The sequence below is a fragment of the Rhodococcus sp. IEGM 1370 genome, assembly GCF_033142325.1.
Lineage (GTDB): Bacteria > Actinomycetota > Actinomycetes > Mycobacteriales > Mycobacteriaceae > Rhodococcoides.
On record NZ_JAWLRY010000022.1, the window covers coordinates 19,001 to 34,370 of the forward strand.

At 62.5% G+C, this 15,370-nt stretch carries 18 protein-coding genes; 9 read left to right on the forward strand and 9 right to left on the reverse strand.

The window, feature by feature from the left end:
- Window positions 1-53 precede the first annotated feature (53 nt).
- Window positions 54-557: a DUF1648 domain-containing protein gene (locus tag R4P47_RS21215; RefSeq protein ID WP_317785640.1), complete on the forward strand. Its 504-nt coding sequence runs from the start codon at window positions 54-56 to the stop codon at window positions 555-557.
- Window position 558: 1 nt separating this feature from the next.
- On the opposite strand, the gene R4P47_RS21220 is transcribed toward R4P47_RS21215, so the two are convergent.
- The 4 genes from R4P47_RS21220 to R4P47_RS21235 form a co-directional block, all read right to left on the reverse strand.
- Window positions 559-1,422: a PQQ-binding-like beta-propeller repeat protein gene (locus R4P47_RS21220; protein ID WP_317785641.1), complete on the reverse strand. Its 864-nt coding sequence runs from the start codon at window positions 1,420-1,422 to the stop codon at window positions 559-561.
- A gap of 158 nt (window positions 1,423-1,580) precedes the next feature.
- Window positions 1,581-1,949: a hypothetical protein gene (locus R4P47_RS21225; RefSeq protein WP_317785642.1), complete on the reverse strand. Its 369-nt coding sequence runs from the start codon at window positions 1,947-1,949 to the stop codon at window positions 1,581-1,583.
- On the reverse strand, window positions 1,946-3,169 hold the full coding sequence (locus R4P47_RS21230) for a hypothetical protein (protein ID WP_317785643.1): 1,224 nt from the start codon (window positions 3,167-3,169) through the stop codon (window positions 1,946-1,948). The genes R4P47_RS21225 and R4P47_RS21230 overlap by 4 nt, the downstream gene beginning before the upstream one ends.
- Before the next feature lie 160 nt (window positions 3,170-3,329).
- Window positions 3,330-4,577: a TetR family transcriptional regulator C-terminal domain-containing protein gene (locus R4P47_RS21235; RefSeq protein WP_317785644.1), complete on the reverse strand. Its 1,248-nt coding sequence runs from the start codon at window positions 4,575-4,577 to the stop codon at window positions 3,330-3,332.
- 173 nt (window positions 4,578-4,750) lie between these two features.
- Here R4P47_RS21235 and R4P47_RS21240 point away from each other — a divergent pair, with 173 nt between their 5' ends.
- Complete coding sequence (locus R4P47_RS21240; RefSeq protein ID WP_317549424.1) at window positions 4,751-5,011, forward strand: LuxR C-terminal-related transcriptional regulator; 261 nt, start codon at window positions 4,751-4,753, stop codon at window positions 5,009-5,011.
- A gap of 4 nt (window positions 5,012-5,015) precedes the next feature.
- Here R4P47_RS21240 and R4P47_RS21245 read toward each other — a convergent pair whose 3' ends face one another.
- A complete protein-coding gene (locus tag R4P47_RS21245; RefSeq protein ID WP_317785645.1) occupies window positions 5,016-5,669 on the reverse strand; it encodes a DedA family protein in 654 nt (217 codons plus the stop codon).
- Between the two features lie 87 nt (window positions 5,670-5,756).
- Here R4P47_RS21245 and R4P47_RS21250 point away from each other — a divergent pair, with 87 nt between their 5' ends.
- Window positions 5,757-6,443 carry a hypothetical protein gene (locus tag R4P47_RS21250; protein ID WP_317785646.1) on the forward strand — a complete coding sequence of 229 codons (687 nt, stop codon included), beginning with the start codon at window positions 5,757-5,759 and terminating at the stop codon, window positions 6,441-6,443.
- Between the two features lie 54 nt (window positions 6,444-6,497).
- A complete protein-coding gene (locus R4P47_RS21255) occupies window positions 6,498-6,782 on the forward strand; it encodes a hypothetical protein (RefSeq protein ID WP_317785647.1) in 285 nt (94 codons plus the stop codon).
- Between the two features lie 61 nt (window positions 6,783-6,843).
- On the opposite strand, the gene R4P47_RS21260 is transcribed toward R4P47_RS21255, so the two are convergent.
- Window positions 6,844-7,287 carry an SRPBCC domain-containing protein gene (locus R4P47_RS21260; RefSeq protein ID WP_317785674.1) on the reverse strand — a complete coding sequence of 148 codons (444 nt, stop codon included), beginning with the start codon at window positions 7,285-7,287 and terminating at the stop codon, window positions 6,844-6,846.
- Between the two features lie 45 nt (window positions 7,288-7,332).
- The gene (locus R4P47_RS21265) at window positions 7,333-7,674 is read right to left on the reverse strand and encodes an ArsR/SmtB family transcription factor (protein ID WP_149407791.1); all 342 of its coding nucleotides are present in this window, start codon (window positions 7,672-7,674) and stop codon (window positions 7,333-7,335) included.
- 111 nt (window positions 7,675-7,785) lie between these two features.
- Between R4P47_RS21265 and R4P47_RS21270 the strand changes: the two genes are divergently transcribed.
- The 3 genes from R4P47_RS21270 (at window position 7,786) to R4P47_RS21275 (ending at window position 9,524) form a co-directional block, all read left to right on the forward strand.
- Window positions 7,786-8,475, forward strand: coding sequence for a DUF998 domain-containing protein (locus tag R4P47_RS21270; RefSeq protein WP_317785648.1), 690 nt, complete (start codon window positions 7,786-7,788; stop codon window positions 8,473-8,475).
- 73 nt (window positions 8,476-8,548) lie between these two features.
- Window positions 8,549-9,109, forward strand: coding sequence for a DUF3558 domain-containing protein (locus R4P47_RS25155; protein ID WP_411567367.1), 561 nt, complete (start codon window positions 8,549-8,551; stop codon window positions 9,107-9,109).
- A 13-nt stretch (window positions 9,110-9,122) separates the two neighbouring features.
- Window positions 9,123-9,524 carry a hypothetical protein gene (locus R4P47_RS21275; protein ID WP_317785649.1) on the forward strand — a complete coding sequence of 134 codons (402 nt, stop codon included), beginning with the start codon at window positions 9,123-9,125 and terminating at the stop codon, window positions 9,522-9,524.
- A 60-nt stretch (window positions 9,525-9,584) separates the two neighbouring features.
- Here R4P47_RS21275 and R4P47_RS21280 read toward each other — a convergent pair whose 3' ends face one another.
- Window positions 9,585-10,958 carry a dicarboxylate/amino acid:cation symporter gene (locus R4P47_RS21280; RefSeq protein ID WP_317785650.1) on the reverse strand — a complete coding sequence of 458 codons (1,374 nt, stop codon included), beginning with the start codon at window positions 10,956-10,958 and terminating at the stop codon, window positions 9,585-9,587.
- Between the two features lie 318 nt (window positions 10,959-11,276).
- Between R4P47_RS21280 and R4P47_RS21285 the strand changes: the two genes are divergently transcribed.
- Both R4P47_RS21285 and R4P47_RS21290 read left to right on the forward strand, forming a co-directional pair.
- Window positions 11,277-11,954 (forward strand): vancomycin high temperature exclusion protein, encoded by a 678-nt coding sequence (locus R4P47_RS21285; protein WP_317785651.1) that lies wholly within the window; start codon window positions 11,277-11,279, stop codon window positions 11,952-11,954.
- A gap of 188 nt (window positions 11,955-12,142) precedes the next feature.
- Complete coding sequence (locus tag R4P47_RS21290; protein ID WP_317785652.1) at window positions 12,143-13,738, forward strand: ABC-F family ATP-binding cassette domain-containing protein; 1,596 nt, start codon at window positions 12,143-12,145, stop codon at window positions 13,736-13,738.
- Window positions 13,739-13,747: 9 nt separating this feature from the next.
- Here the strand turns inward: R4P47_RS21290 and R4P47_RS21295 are convergent, their stop codons facing one another.
- Window positions 13,748-15,364: an AMP-binding protein gene (locus R4P47_RS21295; RefSeq protein WP_317785653.1), complete on the reverse strand. Its 1,617-nt coding sequence runs from the start codon at window positions 15,362-15,364 to the stop codon at window positions 13,748-13,750.
- Between the last annotated feature and the right edge of the window lie 6 nt (window positions 15,365-15,370).

Here is a 15,370-nt window from a genome sequence, read left to right on the forward strand (position 1 = left end):
GGCCCCGGAGCCACGGCACCACACCGATGCCGGAGGCACTAATGTGGACTTCGATGAAGCTTTCGCGTGCGGCGCTGCTGCTGTCAACTCTGGTGTTCGTCGCTGCTCTGATTTGGGTCGCCGTCACCGCGGGGGATCGAGTTCCCGCGCACTTCGACGGATCCGGTCAGGTCGATCGCATGGAGTCGAAGCTGTCCTTCCTGCTCACGATGGGCGGCATCGGATTTGCGATGATCGGGTTGTTCGCGAGTATCGGTTGGTGGTTGCCCAAGGTTCCGGCGTCCATGGTGAATCTGCCGAGTCGAAAGATGCACGAGTACTGGACTGCCGCCGAGAATCGACCGGAGCTGAACCGGAAGATGGCCGAGGATCTCGACTGGATCGGCGCGGCAACGGCATTGCTCTTCGCCTGGATCACCGGCGTTGCGGGCGCGACCACAGGCGACTCGGTCAGCGCCTGGGTTCTCGCGGTACCGACGGCGCTGTACCTGCTGGCCATTCTGGGATACGTGGTGTTCGTCGTCAAAGGTGGCCGGTACCGCGTTCCGAAGGACTGAATCAGGGGAGTGGTTGCAGCATCGCCAGTTTGGAGCCCGACTGCACCAGATAGCTGCCATCGGCGGCGTCGACCAGCATCTCGAAGGTCATCGATTCGTCATCAGGAAACATCATCGACGTCGACGCAGTCCACTCGGTCTCACCGGTGGTCACGTCGACCGCGGACAGATCCGTGCCGGCCGAGGTCAACACCAGATCATTGTCGCGCCCGATGATGCTGCCGTTCAGCCCGGCCTGCCACAGATGCTCGCCGTCTCGCAGATCGAGCGCTGTGGTGCCGTTGGATGCCTGTAGCAACCCGACGTGGCCGATGACGTACTTCAGAGTGGCGTACGTGCGGGGCTCGTTGAGTTCGTCTCCGGGAAAGTCGTACGACAAGGCGTCGTCGCGCCACAGTTGCTCACCTGTGGTGCGATCGAAGGCCGTATCGCCGAGAACGATCGGGATCGACGTGTCGGTGGGCTCGTCCAGTGAAGGCTGTTGTACGACAGGACTGTCCGAACGTGCGAGGACCGTGCCGTCCAGTCGGAAGGCGACCGACCCTTTCGATTCCGAACTCGTACCCTCGCAATCTTGCACCGATGCAATGGCCAGGTCGCCCATGGTGCGTCCCACGGCTCCGAGGCAATCCTCGAGGCTGTCCGTCTTCCAGAGTTGTCGGCCGATCGCGGCGTCGAACGTGGAGAAACCGCCCCCGACGTCGAAGGTTCCGATGTCGTCACCGACCTTCAGTGCGGTGGCGTAGTCGTCTTCCCAACCGGCCCACGCGTGCAGCGGTACCGTCCAATCGGCGCTGGGATTGTCCAGCGTGCCGCGGTGCAGCAGAACATCGTTACCCTCGAGGTCGCCCGATGTCGTGTACACGCGATCGTTTGCGACGGTGACGGCGAAAAGATCGAGATCAGTAGGGTAGTTTCGCGATTCGCCGGTGGCCGGATCGAAAGTGACGTAGCCCGGAGTCTCACCCCAGCTGGGCTGGTGGCAGACCAGCTGTCCGTCGAGCGGCTCTTCGGCGCACGCCGCTAGGTCCGGGGCAGGGGTCTTCCACAGAACTGTGCCGTCCGTGGTGTGGATCCGACCATGACTGCCTCGTCGTTGCCGGATTCCGAGGACACGACTGCCAGTGTGAGAGCTGTACCGCCGATCACTATCGAACCGAGACCCCACGCATACATGGAACCGGTACGCGGAGAGGCGAAGGTAGCTCCCTCGAGACCCATGTCCGCCGCGTCGACGGCCCACGCCAACCCTGGCGCGTCGTCCGAGGAGTCGGTGATCTTCTTGATGGTCGTCGATCGGTCCTGTGCCACAACGGCTACCGCAGCACCGACCGACAGCGTCGTGACGACCGCCGCAACGACCAATTTCGTCGTCTCGTTCCATCGCGTCATGGAAGGTCCAATCCTGGTGTGTTCGCCAGGTTCTCGAGCAATGCTAGATCCGCCGTCGGTCGGTCCGTCGACACCGCGATCTCGAGCCCTGACGGCGTGACGACGGAGACCGAGGACCCCGTCCCGTACTCGTTCGGTGACAGAAGCTGGGGTTCCGCCATTGTCGTCGAATCGGATTCGATGTCAGGAGTGGCCCGAGTAACGCTGATCGTGAGTTGCCCGGCAGTGCTGTTCACCGTCTGACAGAGCCCGGAACCGAAGTCACTGGTGTGCAGTGCGCCGAGGGGTGGAGTCGGTGCCAGTGCTGCCACGTCGGCTCGGCGTAGAGCTTCGTTGAGCGTTCGAGTCTCGTCGCGAGAGAACGACGCCGTCGGTGAGTCGTCCCAGCCGCCGTAGCAGTCGGTGACATTGCCCGGTGTTCCCGCAGGGACGGGAGCAGTGATCCTGAGCGCAGGATCGGTGGCTATTCGGACCAGGTCGTCGAGCGTCAGTGACAACGTGTCCGGGTCGTTCCCGCCCGAGACGGAGGCAGAGACGACAGTGTTGTCCGGGGTGTACGCAGTGGCTGTCCGGGAGTAGGACCGCTGACCGTTGGTTTCGCGCCACGTGTCGTCGGCGTCCAACACCGTTCCGTCCGAAAGACTCCGTCGCTCATCCACTTGTCCTGCCACACACGGTGGTGGTTCGGCCGAGTCTGCCGGGCCGACAGAAACACTGAGATGGTCGGACCCGCCACCCGCGGCCAGTGGGGCGGATGCATACGCCGAGTCGAGGGCGAAATCCTGAGATTCGTCCGACGCGGGTATCGGGCCGAAGTACAAGGACTTTGTCGATGAGATCTCGGCGGGAAGCGCTGCCATCAACGCCTCGGACATGAGGTGAGCTCTGGGTCCGTCGTACCAGGGGGCGGCTGGATTGTCGTACGACTCGTCGCCCATCGTGGCGATGCCGAAGTACGAGGATTCGCTCGGAGGCTCGACGGTATCGCACCCCGGGATGCTCGCCGACGCGTCGACCTCCGGGGTGACCACCACGTACTCAGGTTGCGGGGGATCCGGAACGGGAGTCGCCGATGTCGTTGGTAGTGAGGTCAATTCGGGCTCTGCGGTTGGAGCGGTCAATCCCGCTACGACCACGCCGAGTGCCACTATCGACACGAGAACGAGTGCGGTCAGCAGCGCAGAATGATTGCGTTCGGTGGGCTGCGTGTCCTCGTCCATGGCCCTCGCTCCGTTCGTCACCACTGCGACGAACGTCGCGCAATATTCATACCATTCGTTTTGCTAATCGAGGTGGGTGTGGCAGGCAGACGAGATCCTCACTGCACCCGACCGGTTCGCCGACGGAATCCGGCGGGACCTGATGGCACGCGGTCGATGCTCAGCGCGCGCTGAGTCCGTCGAGGAGGAGTTCACCGACGAACGTCGCGTTGTCCTGCGGGCTGTTCTGTCGTCGGGTGAAACACCGCATCAGGAGAGTGTTGGTGATGCCTGCCGCGAGATCGACTGGGCTCGAGCTTTTTCGGAAGATGCCGGTGTCCTGTCCTCGTGCGATGACCGGTGCGATGATTGCCGGCAGGTTGAGCTTTTCCTTGATCGAGATCAGTCCCTCCGGTTCGCCGTAAGTGTCGTGTGCGACGGCGACGAGGAGGGCGTCCATGAATTCGAGTTCGTCGGAGGCGAGTTGCGCGCACCGCAGCATGTGATTCTGCAGAATCGTGAGCTCGTCGAGGCCGAGCAGTTGGTCGTCGGCCACCGACTCACGAAGACGATCGACCCGGCTCTGCAGTGCCGCAACGATGACGGACTGCTTGGTCGGAAACAGAGTCTTGCACGCTGTCCTCGGCACTCCGGCGATGTCGGCGACGTCGTCCATGCGTGTCATGAAGTACCCACGCTTACCGAACTCGTCGCGCGCCGCGGTGACGATCGCGGCACGCGGATCGCGAGGAAGCGGCCGCTCCTCGACCGGTGTTCCGACATCCCGCACGACGTCGTCGAGGTGCTGATGATGTCCGGACGTGTCGACGACGGACCCGAGGAAGGCCAGCACCGCGTCGGACATCACATCGGGAGATACGGAGGAGGCGTCCACCTGACTGCGGATGCGAAAGCCGTCGACGACAGCATTGACAGTCATGGCGAACGATCGGGCCGTGAAGGGACGGCGAAAGGCTCCACCGTCGGGATCGAACAGTGCCTCGAATGCCTCGAGTACGGCATCGTCTCGAACGCGGTAGCTTCCGGCGAGGGCCCCGGAAGTCTGCCCGCTGAAAACAAGATCGAGAAGAGACTCGGTGATGCTCCTCCGGTCGACGACCGCCGGGAAGTAGCGCGCAACGAGGGCAGTCACCGTCGCGCGAATCGATGCACCGCTGTCCGTCATCTGGATGCGAACAGTCTCGTGAACGTCGGTGGGTGGAGGATTTCGAGACAGATGTTCGACGACCGTGGCGAGGAAGTCGGATTTGGTGCTGAACTTGCGGAAGAACGTTGCTGTCGACGAGTCGGCCTCGTGAACTACGTCTTCGATACGTAATCCGCGTTCGAGAATCTTCTGCGGATGGGTGACCAACAATGTGACACCCGCCTCGACGAAGTGGGCGGCGGTCGCGTCGAGCTCGGTCATAGTGGCGGACTTTACCGAGGTGGGGCCGACCGTGACGGCGCAGGTGACAGTGTTCACTCTCGGGTGAGAGCAACCTCGGTCATTCCTCGGAGTGACGCAGCGGAGCGAGTGCTGTGTCATTGGCCGTGTCAGTGCCACCGGGACAGCGGTGACGCCCGAAAACGAGGATCTTCATGACAGTGCTCGACGTCCGCATCGGCGATGCCCCCGACCCACGGCTCAGCGCTCGTGAAATCGAGGTTCTCACCGCATGGCTCATCTCGGATTCCAAAGCGGAGGCATCGCGCTCGCTCTATCTCTCGATGGGAACCGTCAACACACACCTGACTCGCATCAGAGCGAAGTACACGGCAGTGGGACGAACGGCACCGACCAAAGCAACGTTGCTGGTGCGTGCTCTGCAGGACGGGTTCATCGATATCGACGATCTGTGAACAGTCACTGCACCTCGACGCGCCTGGACCGCACCTTCTTGGCCACGAACCAGCCGATCAGCGCGACCACGATGCCGATCACGACGTACTGGAACACCGACGCGTAGTTCTCCACGTAGTGCCAGTTCTCGCCGAGGAAGTAGCCGGCGAGCACGAAGATCGAGTTCCAGATCAGGCTGCCGAGGGTGGTGTACAGCAGGAATTGCAGAACCGGCATCCGGGACACGCCGGCCGGGATGGATATGCCCGAACGGACCATCGGGATCATGCGGCCGAAGAACACCGCCGACCGTCCGTGGCGGGTGAACCAATCCTCGGCCTTGGTCAGATCGTCGGTTCCGACGAAGGGCATCCGATCGACGATGGCGTACATCCGGTCGCGTCCGACTTTGACGCCGAGCCAGTACAGAACCAGTGCGCCGAGTACCGATCCGGCCGTCGTCCAGAACAGCGCACTCAGCAGAGTCATCCCGCCCTGGGATGCGGTGAACCCCGCCAGCGGCAGGATGATCTCGCTCGGCAGCGGCGGGAAGAAGTTCTCGGCGGCCACCGCAATTCCTGCGCCGGGGCCACCGATGGCCTCCATCAGACTCACTGCCCATCCGGCGATCCCTCCGAGGTCGCTGTCGGCTGCGGCAAGGAAGGAGGAGGCACTCATGACTACGACAGTACGAAACTGATTGGCCCAAAATCTGCTCACCAGGCGAAATGCTCGGAGATTGAGACATATGGAACACTCGACGGTGTGAACCGAGTCTCCCGAGTAGCCCCCGCTGTTGCCGTCGCCACACTGTTTCTGAGTGCCTGCGGGTCCTCGGACTCGCCCGATCCGGCACCGGCCACGACGAGCAATTCGTCCGCGCCTGCGTCGACATCACCGAGCTCGAGCTCGGCGACGGTCTACAACCTGCCCGGCAGTGGAGTGTTCCCCGAGGGCATCACGGCCGCGGACGACACGTTCTATGTGACGTCCACATCCGATGGCGCGGTGTTCCGCGGAAGCGTCGGCTCCCCGGATGTCTCGGTGTTCCTGCCCGGCGGTGCGGACGGACGCACCGGCGCCGCCGGAATCGACGTGACCGACGACGACGATCGCGCCGACTACTTGGTGATCGCCGGTGGGGCCACCGGCAAGGTATGGGTGTACGACGCCGATTCCGGTGATCTGATCGGCACGTTCACCAACGGTCTCGGCACCGATGCGACATTCCTCAACGACGTCGCCATCGCCGACAACGGTGATGCCTACATCACGGACTCACGCAGCCCGGCGTTGTACCGCATTCCCGTCGAGCAGATGACGACCGGAACGCAGGACGCTCCGTTGGAGACGTTCGTGAGCTTCGACGGCACTCCGTTCGCGTACGGGGAGGGCTTCAATGCGAACGGCATCGTCGAGAACGACGACGAATCGGCGTTGATCGTCGTGTAGTCCAGTACCGGCAACCTCTATCGCATCGACAAGACCTCGAAAGAGGTCACCCAGGTGGACCTCGGCGGCGCGACACTGGCCAACGGCGACGGCCTCGAAATGGACGACGACACCTTGTACGTCGTCCGCAATCGTGACGGGCTCATCGCCAAGGTCGACCTCGACCTCGACGACGACGGCAGAACCGGCGCGGTCACCGGTGAGATCACCGACGCATCGTTCGCCTACCCCACAACCGTTGCAGCAGTTGACGATCGACTGCTCGTGGTCAACAGTCAGTTCGACAAGCGTGGGGGAGAGCCCGTCGAGCCGTTCACCGTCAGCTCCGTTCCCGAGTAGAGCGGCTGCGCCGCAGGTGCGCGGAAACTCGTAGCAGGGGTCGAGTTTCCACGCACGACGATCACTCGGCGACGATGGCGTCGATCTGACGGATTGCCGACGCCATGCCCTCTTCCATGCCCATCGCGACGAGTTCTTCGAGCTGGCTCAGGCTGTCGAATCGAGACCGGATGGTCATGCGCGTTCTGTCGTCGACGTCCTCGAGAGTTACCACGGCGTGCGTGACGGGCAGCGTCGACGACGGGTTGCCGGAGTCGTCGGCGAACCCGTCGTCGAAGGACAGCGTGGTCAGAGCTGAAATATCGGTGAAAAGCCACCAGCCGGCGGCCTTTTCGCCGTCGGGCCCGGACATGTAATACGACGCCTTGCCGCCCGGAACGAAGTCGTGGGAGACGAATGTCGCAGGCCATGTCGGCGGACCCCACCACCGTTCGAGCTGACGTGGGTCCTCCCAGATCTGCCAGACGCGTTCTACTTTCGCGTCGAACTCCGCGGTCACGGTCATGGTCAAGTTTTCTGCATCCTTGTATGAGCTGATGAACGGCATGATTCAGCCTTTCTCGTCCTGGGAAAGAAGTTCGTCGATCCTCCCGACGCGATCTCGCCAGATTTCTTCGTATCCGTCGAGCAAGGCGCGGGCTCGGGCGATGGTCTCCAATCGAACTCGCACGATCTGCTCCCTGCCGCGCCTCTGTTTCGTGATCACCGCAGCGCGTTCGAGAACTGCCACGTGTTTCTGTACGGCGGCGAAACTCATGGCGTAGTGAGAAGCCAACTCCGAGACCGACTGCTCGCCGACAGTGACCTTCGCGACGATGTCACGACGCGTCGTGTCTGCGAATGCCTGGAAGAGGCGATCGATGCCGGCGTCATCCAGCTGATCTACAACCATGTGGTTGTACGTTATTCGACGCTACAGCCTCGGTCAAGGGATGTAGATCGGTTCTTCGGGCAACATGGAGTGTGGACGGCGATCGACGTCGTCCCGGAGGGTGGAAACAACGTGCAGATTCGACCGGCCAGGATCGGCGCTCTGTTGATCGTGTTGGGTGCGCTGGTGGTGCTGGTTCTCGATCTGTACACCGCTTTGCAGACGCCCTCGCACTTGCGTCGCACGATCAGCGAATACGGACTCGGCGCGCAGCAGTGGGTGTTCTCGATCGGGGTCGTCCTGCTCGCCTTCGGCTCGGCACTCACTCTTGCGGCCGCACTTCGGCATCGACTCACTCGGCCCACATCGGCCGCCTCGATCTGCCTGACTCTGTGGACCGTGGGACTCGTGGCCGTCGTCGCGGTGCCGAAGCAGGATTGGTCCAACGACGCGTCGCTGAGCGTCGGCGGGACGATTCACCGACTCGGTGCGGCTGTGGCGTTCGTCAGCATCCCGGTAGCCGTCTTTCTCTTCTCCCGTCCTTGGATTCGTGACGCCGTGTGGGCGGCTCGGGCGCGGATCACACTGGGACTGAGCATGCTGTCGGTCGTGACGCTGCTGCCCATCGCTTACGCACTGGTCGCCGGTGCCACCGGCCCGCGACCCTGGTACCGGGTGGTCACCCTCGGTTACGTGGAGCGAGTGCTCGTCGTCGCCGAAGTGATCGCGCTGATATCGCTGGCCCTGTGGGTGTGGGCGGCGGAACGTAGGAGTGTTCAATCGGTCGAGTCGCAGGAGGTCAAGGCCTCGCAGCGCGTATAGGGAACCGATCGGGTGCCCCTCGCGTCCAACCTCTCAGTGACGTCTGTGTCGAGAGGTTGAACGAATGCGGGTAATGGGTGGGCGGCGGTTCGCGGCGGTGTGTGCTTCGGCCCTGGTGTTGGCGGGTTGTACGGGCGCGACGCAGGGAACACCCGCCGCCAGTGGAGCCTTTTCAACGGAATCGACGACGACGGCGGGGGCCCCGGAGCCATTCGACCCCTGCACCATCCCGAAGTCTGCAGTGACAGCAAGTGGGTTGGACGTCAGCACCGAGCGACCGGACTTCGCGGGCATCACGACGTACCCCGGCTGGAAGAACTGTGCGTGGGATGGACCCTCCGATAACCCTTGGTACTTCTTCCTTGTTCAGTCCTCGATCAACTCGCTCGATCAGTACTTGAGCAGTCCTCAGAACGTAGGACAGGTTCCAGTTCAAGTGGGACCTCGCGCGGCCGTGCAGCACAACATCCCTGGGGACGGCATGCCACCGGAGGGCTGCAGTGTCGCACTCGACGCAGGCGGCAATCTGATCATTTTCATCCTCCACAAAATTGGTTCGAAAGACTTGCTGGGCGATCCCTGTTCCGAACTCGCCAAGCATGCCTCGGACCTTCAGTCTTACTTGCCGAAATGAAAGGCGTGCCGCAGTGACTGATTCGACTTTCGGTCTGACCGACAACCTCGCTTATTGGCGATCGTTGCGCGATCAGGCCAGCGCTGGCGAACTTCGCGTCGAAGTCGAAGTCGATGTGGCGGTGGCCTGCGATAAGGCGTGCTCTGACTATCTCGAAGAACTGGACAAAATGTTCGAGATGACCGTCGGGCTGTCTTCGCCCGAAGCATTCGGTGAGCTGCCCTCAGCCCAGATGCTCGGGGCAAAGTTTCATCGTTTGGCAGTTGGGGAGGAGGGCTCCGCCCGCTTCGCGATTACACGGCAGATCGAGATCATCAAGACGATGCGGGAGTTCTTTCAACACTATTTCGCCAGTGTCGAGGCCACGGATACCGCGACTGCGGCCACCGTAGAGGCGCTGTCCCCGCCGAGATAGACGAAAAATCCCGACGACCCAGTTGCTCGGTCGTCGGGATCGATCGTTCGAAACACGCTGCTAGCGGGCCAGTTCCACTTCCGCTTCCTCGTCGACGAAGGGATCGCCGTTCCGCGGAGCGTTGTAGCGCTCGAGGTCGAGAATACCCTCGCGCTTGGCAACGATGGTCGGCACCAATGCCTGACCGGTGACGTTGACTGCGGTGCGACCCATGTCTACGATCGGCTCCACTGCGAGCAGTAGACCGACGCCGGCCAGTGGCAGTCCGAGGGTCGACAGCGTGAGGGTGAGCATCACCGTCGCACCGGTTGTTCCTGCCGTTGCGGCAGAACCGATCACGGACACGACGATGATCAGCAGGTAGTCGGTGATGGTCAGATCGATGCCGTAGAACTGAGCGACGAACAGTGCCGCGATCGCGGGATAGATTGCCGCGCAACCGTCCATCTTGGTCGTCGCCCCGAGAGGAACCGCGAACGACGCGTACTCCCGCGGGACTCCGAGGTTACGTTCGGTGACGCGTTCGGTCAGTGGCAGGGTTCCGATCGACGAACGCGAGACGAAGCCCAGCTGGGTGGCGGGCCACACTCCCGAGTAGAAGTTGCGCACCGAAAGTCCATGTGCGCGAACGATCACCGGGTACACCACGAAGAACACCACGGCCAGACCGATGTAGATCGACACGGTGAACACGCCGAGCGAGCCGATGGCATCCCAGCCGTAGGTCGCCACCGCGTTGCCGATGAGTGCGGCGGTGCCGATCGGCGCGAGGCGAATGATCCACCACAGAACCTTCTGCACGATGGCCAACAGCGACGCGTTGAACGCGAGGAACGGCTCGGCCTTCTTGCCGACCTTGAGCGCAGCGATACCGATGGCAGCGGCAATCACCAGCAACTGCAAGATGTTGAAGCTCAATGATGTGGTTGCGGTGCCGCTCTCGGCGACAGTGGTCTTCGCGCCGAGTGCGAGAAAGTTGTTCGGTACCAGTCCGGTGAGGAACGACCACCACGATCCGACACTCGACGGGTCGCCCGCCGAATCGGCACCTGCGCTGGTACGCGAACCGGGCTGCGCGACCAACCCGATCACGATGCCGATGATGACGGCGATGAATGCCGTGATGGCGAACCACCACAGCGTCTGAATCGCCAGACGGGCAGCATTGGTGACTTCGCGCAGGTTGGCGATCGAACTGACGATTGCAGTGAACACCAGCGGGATCACCGCGACGGTGAGCAGCTTGACGTAGCTCGAACCGATGGTCGACAGCGTGCCGACCAACCAGTTCTCGTTGCCGTCTGCAGCATCGGGCATCGACCGGGCGATGAGTCCCAACACGACACCGAGGACGAGACCGGCAACGATCTGTGGACCGAACGCGGTTGCCCAGGTAGGGACACGGCGCGTTCGGGTAGCGCTGGGCGCAGACATGGATATGCCTTTCGAAAAGGAGAGGTGTCGCCGAGGATGGACGACAGAAATACTCGCCGGCCGATCGGCCGAGCGGAGGGGATGCGGTCTAGAGAACCGTCAACAGGTAGCGCTGGCTTGCAGACGCAAGTCGACATAGCGTCGAGAGGTCAGCAGCGGATTCACTGATCGAACGGTACTCCGTGTCCGAACAGTGCAATCAAGCAGGGGCGGGCTCTGAGGGATCACTGTGGAATCGGTATGGGTGCGCCTCGGCGACGCTCGGACTTCGTATTGGTGGGTTAGCTTGAGGTTTCTTTCCACCGACGAAAAGAGATCATGAGTACCGTATCGAAGCCCCGAGGATTGGCCGGGCGACTCGTTCGTGCCTTCTGCGCGGTGGTCGCAGCCCTGGTGGCCGTCGTTCTGGCATCGGCCGGTTGGGTGGCATACACGACGGCGGGGAAGGTCTACGACGTCCAGGATGCGCCGGACGCACCGGTGGCCATCGTCCTCGGTGCGCAGGTGCGCGACGGCAAGCCGATGCGATTTCTCTCCGGACGTCTCGACACTGCGATTGCGTTGATGGCGGCGGGGAAGATCAAGGCAATTCTGGTTTCCGGTGACGCAGACGGTAACTCGGGCAACGAGATTCAAGCGATGACCGACTATCTGATCGAGCACGGAATCGATCCTGCGGTGATCATCGGAGACGATCACGGCATCGACACCTACGACACCTGCGCCCGGGCGAAAGAGACCTTCGGGGTCGAACGCGGACTCATCATCAGTCAACCTCTCCATGTATCGCGAGCAGTAGCGTTATGCGAGGACATGGACCTCGACGTCGATGGGGTCACGGCGGAGTGCATCGACTGCAATACCCTTGCGGTGGTGCGTAATTACGCGCGAGAGTTGTTGGCGCGTCCCAAGGCGGTGCTGGATTTGTGGTCCGGCCGCGATCCCGTGGTGGTCTCCCCGCCTGTCGATTCGCTCGCGACCATCACCGCCCGATGAGTGTGCCCGACGGCGAGGTGTGAATCAGCCCCTCGATTCTGGATATGTGCCTCCGATCGGCGTCGGTCATTCGAAGCAGGGGAGCCGATCAGGCGGACGACGGGGATGGCGACGGCTCCAGCCCGGCTACAGTGAGCTGGCCCGGTTCGACGACTCAGCGGACCCGTTTTTTCAGGAGAAGTGAACGCTTGAGCTGGATCCGCTTGAACGACGTCGCCAAGGGATACGACCAGAAGGTGATGTTGCGCGAGGTGTTCTTTCGTCTCGCTGACGGCGATCGCATCGGTCTGATCGGCCGCAACGGCACGGGCAAGACCACCCTGCTGCAGCTTCTTCTCGGGCGTGAGACGCCCGATTCCGGAACCGTCGATGTCACCGAGGGTGCACGAATCGGGTATTTCTCACAGTTCTCGGAACTCGACGGCGATCGCAGCATCCAAGCGGAGCTCGAATCGCTGTTCGTCGCTGTCCACGCGATCGAGGTCGAGTTGGCCGAAGTCGAGGCCGCACTCGGCGGTGACCTCGACGAGAAGCAGATGTACAAGCTCGTCGATCGGCAAGCCGAACTGCTCGACGCCATGGAGAACAGCGGCGGTTGGACCTACCACCAGCAGATCGACACTGTGCTGTCGATGCTCGGATTCAACGCCGAACGACGTGAGCTCCCCGTCGATCGCCTGTCCGGTGGTTGGCGCAACCGCGCAGCGCTGGCAAAGATTCTGATCGAGGCCCCGGACGTTCTGCTGCTCGACGAGCCGACCAACTTCCTCGACGTTGCGGGAATCGCCTGGCTCGAACGGTGGCTACGCGACTTCCGCGGTGCGCTCCTCGTGGTCTCGCACGACCGCGCGTTTCTCGAGCAGGTCGTCACCAGCATCGTCGAAATCGAGAACCATCACCTGCAGACGTACGACGGAAGCTATTCGGAATACGTTCAGCAGAAGCAGTTCAGGCTCAAGAACCTCGAACGTGAGTTCAGCAACGAACAACAATTGCTGGCCTACGAGCAGGAAGCGATCAGCGATCGCAAGGAAGCGGTGAAGAACCCCAGCGGGGTGCTCAAGCGGCGGCTGGCGAACATCAAGAAGAGCAAGAGTCCGCGCCCCGTCGATACGGTGGTCACTGCGATCTACGGCGGACTGCACGTGCACGACAACCTGGCCGAGATCACGGGGATCTCCAAAAGCTATGGCGACCAACGACTTTTCGAGAACATCTCGTTCACCGTGCACCGCGGCGACCGCATCGCCATCACCGGACCCAACGGATGTGGAAAGACCACTCTGGTGGACATCCTCGTCGGTGCCGAGCAACCGGACAACGGCAAGATCAAATGGAAGACCAAGGCTCCGTCGTTCATCTACTACAACCAGGTGCTGGCCGATCTCGATCTCGACGACACCGTGTCGCATTCGGTCAACGCAATGCCGGGCAGTCTCGCACTCACGGCAACGAAGAAGGAAGTGCACCGCTTCCTGACGCTGCTGCAGTTCTCCGAGCTGGATCTCAAGTCGAAGATCGGAGTTCTGTCCGGCGGCCAGAAAGCGCGCGTTGCCCTGGCTCAGTGCCTACTGTTCGGCGCAGGCGTCATTGTGCTCGACGAGCCCACCAACCACCTCGACCTGCAGAGCACTCAGGTACTCGAACGCGCCTTGATGGCGTTTCCCGGCGCGGTGATTCTGGTGAGTCACGACAGGTTCTTCGTCGAGAAGGTGGCCTTTCGGCAGTTGTCGTTCGATGGCAAGGGCGGCGTCACCGAAATCGCCGGTGTGCAGATGGCGTGACGTTGCGGGCTACCCGTTGATCTTCGACGTGGACGTGCCCCACTCGGCGTCGCGCAGCTCCTTCTTTCTGATCTTGCCGGTCGATGTCTTCGGCAACTCGACGATGAATTCGACTGCGCGCGGGGCTTTGTACGACGCGATAGCCGATTTCACGTGCGACACGAGCTCTGCCTCGGAGGCGTCCGCACCCGGCACCAGCACCACGAATGCCTTCGGTCGCTCTCCCCATTTGTCGTCCGGCACTCCGATGACCGCCACATCGGCGACGGCTGGGTGGCTGGCAAGTGCCTGTTCGACCTCGATCGTCGAGATGTTCTCGCCGCCGGAAATGACGACGTCCTTGGCGCGATCGAGCAGCTGAACGTAGCCGTCGGGATGCATCACCCCGAGGTCTCCGGAATGGAACCAGCCGCCCGCGAAGGCCTGTGTCGTACCGGCTGCGTCGTCGTAGTACCCCTTCATGACGTTGTTGCCGCGCATGACGATCTCACCCATTTCGACGCCGTCGGGTTCGACGTCGATCAACGTTCCGCCTGCATCCGGCTTGTCTCGTACCACGCGCAAACGGTCGGCAGTGAGCATGCCGACTCCCTGTCGAGCCAAGCGCTGAGCCTGGTCGTCGGCGTCCAATTCGAGCCATTCCTGTTTCGCCTCGCACACCGAGTACGGACCGTAGGTCTCGGTGAGGCCGTACACGTGTACGAGCGTCGCTCCCAGCGCTCGGATCTTGCTGATGATCGTCGGACTCGGTGGAGCGCCCGCCGTGACGATGGTCAGGGGTCTGTCGAGCGAATGCGCCTCTGCGGCGGTGGCAAGAGTGGTCAGCACCGTCGGCGCACCGGCAAGATGATCGACACCGTTGTCGATGGCCGACCAGATAGCGTCTCCGCGCACTCCGCGGAGGCACACGTGCGTGCCCGACGCGGCCGTGACCGCCCAGGTGGTGCACCATCCGTTGCAGTGGAACATCGGCAGTGTCCACAGGTATCGGGTGTCGATGCCGAATCCCTGGTGGTGCAGTTCTCCGAGCGAATTGAGGTAGGCACCGCGGTGGGTGTACATCACGCCCTTGGGTCGACCGGTGGTGCCCGAGGTGTAGTTGATCGTGATGGTCGATGTCTCGTCGTCGACCTCCCACTCCAGTGGGTCGTCGGAGCCTCGCTCGAGGAAGGCATCGTATCGAGTGGCGTGCGGCAGCGTTGCGTACGTGCCGTCGGGGGCGGGTGTCTCGATGATCTCACGGACCGAATCGGCGATCGGATCTGTTCCGAGCCCGGACAGCAGCTCCGAATCACCCACCAGCAGAACCGAACCGGAGTGATCGCAGATGTAGCGAACCTCGGCGGGCGACAGTCTGGTGTTGATTGCGACGAGAACGGCACCGGCCAGTGGAACCGCGTAGTGCGCGAACAACAGCTCCGCAGAGTTGGACGCGATGTAGGCCACCCGATCTCCGTGGCCGACACCCGACGCGCGCAGTGCGTGCGCGAGCCGGGTGACGTCGGCAGCGAACTGCTCGTAGGTGAATGTCCTGGGCCCGTCCACCACGGCGGTCTTGTGGGGGTGGACCTCCGCTGCGCGTTCGAGAAAGCGAAGGGGCGTCAGGGGAGTATCGAGACCGGTCATGGCAGT